Genomic DNA, 3,226 nt, shown 5'->3' with positions numbered 1-3,226 from the left:
GCCACCCGCATGTGCGGGGGGCCGCCCCCGGTGACATAGTGCTCCGCATGCCCCCACGCATACGGATCACCGGACGCGCGGCAGCACCGGTCATGAGCCTGGCCGCCCTCCTCGCCGCGGCCCTCGTACCGGCCGTCGCCACCGCCTCGGACAAGGTCGCGCTGAGTCTGGAGGACGTCCCGCGCACCGTGGTCATGTACAACGCGGACGAGGGCGCAGAGGCCTCGTTCAAGGACTTCCAGGTTCCCGTCGCCGTCGTCCCCGGCAACAAGGAACCGGCACGCGACATCAAGGTCGTGGTGGACGCGTCAGGGCTCAGAGGCGTAGGCCGTGTGGTCGAGGGCGGTTACGGGAACTGCACGGGCAGCGGCTGGGTGTACACCTGCGAGTACGGCACCCTGCGGAACGACGGCGAGAGCAACGCCCCCTTCGACATCCTCGGGGTGGACGGGGTGAAGCCGGGTGACAGTGGCACGATCACCTACACCGCGAGCGCCGACAACGCGGAGCCCGTCAGGGGCACCACCCGCATGGTCGTCGGCGGGCCCACACTGGGTGCCCCCGACGAGGTGAAGGTGAGCGGCGTGGAACCCGGCCAACCGGCCCCACTGACACCGGAGTTCGCCAACCACACCGAGTTCGCGGCGGACCGGGGCGTGGCGCTGCACATCGGTACGACCGGCGGCCTCACCCTCGAGGCCCGCCACAGCAACTGCTCCTACGCGGGCACCTCGCCCACATCGGCCTGGTGCGTGTTCCCCACGAAGGCCGCAGCGGGCGCCGCCTACCGCACCAGCTCCCCGCTCACCTATGTGGCGGCCGACAAGGAGCTGAACGGCACGCTGTCCTACAGCTGGTCGGCCGCCCCGGAGACACCCTCCGACCACACGGTGCACGGTACGGGCGCCCCGATCACCCTGGTCGGGACGGCGGGCGGCGACTTCGGGAACGTCAACGGCGTCGTCCAGGTGGACACCACGGTCCAGGCCGACTACCGGCCGGTCGCCGGAACGGTCCGCGGCCACGTCGGGGACACGGTGGAGGTGCGGCTCGGGGTGCGGGACCTGGGCCCCGGCCGGCTGCGGGGCGACGAGGTGAAGGGCCGCTTCGAGGTGGTCCCACCGGAGGGAACCACGGTCACCTCCATTCCGTACGCCTTCGAGGACAGTGACATCAAGTGGGGGTGCGAGCAGCCGGAGAAGCCCGGCGGGGCCTTCGTCTGCGACCTCGGCGGCGAAGCCTTCTCCTGGTCCCGGGAGGACGACGGGACGACCGCCATCGTGTTCCACGTCCGCATCGACCGGCAGGTCGCGGGTGCGCAGGGCACCGTCCGGACGTACAACCCCTACGACCGCACCCCCGGCAACGACACCGCGGTCATCCCGCTGGAAGCCTCGCCCGCCCCGCCGCTCCGCTCCTTCTTCCGCTCCTTCTTCCGCCCCGCGACCTGGGCCGCGATCGCCGTGGGCGCCGTCGCGGCCGTGGTCCTGGTGGCCGTGTACCGGCGGCGTCGACGCCGAGCCGGCTGATCCCTGCCCGCTCCCAGCCTCCACCTCGCGGGACGGGCCGCCACGCGCCCGCCCGCGCTCCTGTTCTCGGGCTTTCGGGCGGCTCCCACCTGGGGAATTGCCGCCCGGCATGGGCTAGTCAGGGTACATTTACGCGCTTTTACGGTGTCCCGACACACCTTTTCGATGATCCATGTCATCTCTTAGGCGATCAGGTGATCAGTACGACAATCATCTCGGCTTGAAGGAGCCCAGCATGCGCATTCCAGCTTCCCTCCGCTCCCGCAGCATCCGCACGGGCACCACGGTGGCCGCTGCGGTCGCCGCCGCCGGCGTCGTCACCCTGGCCGGAGCCCCTGCCGCCTCCGCGCTCGGCGAGAGCGGTGACATCGACGTCCGTTCCGTCAGCTGGCACTCGCGCGGTGAGCGCAACGGCGTCGAGGTCTGCCAGTTCGTTCTCGTGGCGAACAACTTCGGGGAGCTCCCCGAGCTCGTGTGGACGATCACCGAGCGGCCCCCGGGCAACACGCTGACGAACACCCTCCCCCTCGTGGACGGCAAGGGCCGCAGCCAGGAGTACCTCCTTCCCGAGGGCACCTACCAGATCTCGTGGCCGGTCGGTGCAGTTCCGGCAGTTCCCCTGAAGACCAAGAGCTTCGAGGTCGACTGCTCCGAGCACGGCCAGGGCGGCAGCCGTGCGGACGGCGAAGGCCGGGGTTCGTCCGAGTCCGGTGCCCAGGCGGAGAAGGGCACCGCGAAGGGCGCAGAGAAGGGTGCCGAGAAGGGTACTGAGAAGGGTGCCGCCGAGATCTACGACAAGCCGTCCGGCGCGGTGCCCGCGGGTGGCGGTGGCGTCCCGGACATGGAGAGCGTCAGCTCCGAGAGCGACTCGAATGTCGGGACCTCGGCCGCGCTGGTCGCCGGTGCCGCCGGAATCGCGGGGCTGATCATGGTCCGTCGATCCGCAGCCCGTCGTGCCCGCAACGAGGCATAACACGCGCGGCCGACGGCGACGCCGGGGACCGAGTCGTGCATGCCGGCTCACGATGACCCTGTGCGTGACCTTCTCGCTGGTGACCGGCGTCGTGTGGGCGAGCTCGGACTCGCCGGAGGACGCCTCGTCGGTCACCGCCGCCCGCGGCAGCGACGCCGCGGGCGGCGGGGCGCCGCCGTTCCGGAGGGCACCGCATGAGCCGCAGAAGAAGGTGCCCGCCTCGCACGCACCGCTGGTGCACTCCCGTCCGGTCAAGGTCGCCATCCCCGCGATCTTCATCGAAGCCCCGGTCATGGGCCTCGACCTGGACAAGAAGGGGCGGCTCGGCGCCCCGCCGCTGAACAAGCCGAAATTGGTGGGCTGGTTCCGCAAGGGCCCGTCCCCCGGGGAGTCGGGTACGTCCCTGCTCGTCGGCCACCGTGACACCGCGACGGGGCCGGCGATCTTCCTCAATCTCAACGTCCTGCGCCGGGGTGACACCGTGAAGGTCACCCGGGCGGACCGGCGGATCGCGGTCTTCACCGTCGACGAGGTGAAGACCTACACGAAGGACAAGTTCCCCGACGACAAGGTGTACGGCGCCACCGGCCGTCCGGAGCTCAGGCTCATGACATGCGGTGGACGCTTCGACAAGAAGAACGGCTACTCGGCCAACGTCGTCGTCTTCGCCCACCTCACGTCACTCAAGAAGAAGGCGGCCTGATCCAGGCACGCCACACGGAAC

General features: G+C 70.4%; 3 protein-coding genes. All 3 read left to right on the top strand.

The window, feature by feature from the left end:
• Positions 1–11: 11 nt before the first annotated feature.
• Positions 12–1,529, top strand: a complete 1,518-nt coding sequence (locus ACFWFI_RS42020; RefSeq protein WP_387401122.1) for a hypothetical protein — start codon at positions 12–14, stop codon at positions 1,527–1,529.
• 235 nt (positions 1,530–1,764) lie between these two features.
• Positions 1,765–2,502, top strand: a complete 738-nt coding sequence (locus tag ACFWFI_RS42015) for a hypothetical protein (protein ID WP_387401121.1) — start codon at positions 1,765–1,767, stop codon at positions 2,500–2,502.
• A 52-nt stretch (positions 2,503–2,554) separates the two neighbouring features.
• On the top strand, positions 2,555–3,205 hold the full coding sequence (locus tag ACFWFI_RS42010; protein ID WP_387401119.1) for a class F sortase: 651 nt from the start codon (positions 2,555–2,557) through the stop codon (positions 3,203–3,205).
• Positions 3,206–3,226 lie beyond the last annotated feature (21 nt).

The sequence above is a fragment of the Streptomyces sp. NPDC060209 genome (assembly GCF_042728155.1).
Lineage (GTDB): Bacteria > Actinomycetota > Actinomycetes > Streptomycetales > Streptomycetaceae > Streptomyces.
This window is presented reverse-complemented; position numbering and strand designations above follow the sequence as displayed.

What these genes read in the sequence shown, in the direction of transcription:
- ACFWFI_RS42015 (WP_387401121.1), top strand. Translation starts at nt 1,765, where the DNA reads ATGCGCATTCCAGCTTCCCTCCGCTCCCGCAGCATCCGCACGGGCACC.
- ACFWFI_RS42010 (WP_387401119.1), top strand. Translation starts at nt 2,555, where the DNA reads ATGACCCTGTGCGTGACCTTCTCGCTGGTGACCGGCGTCGTGTGGGCG.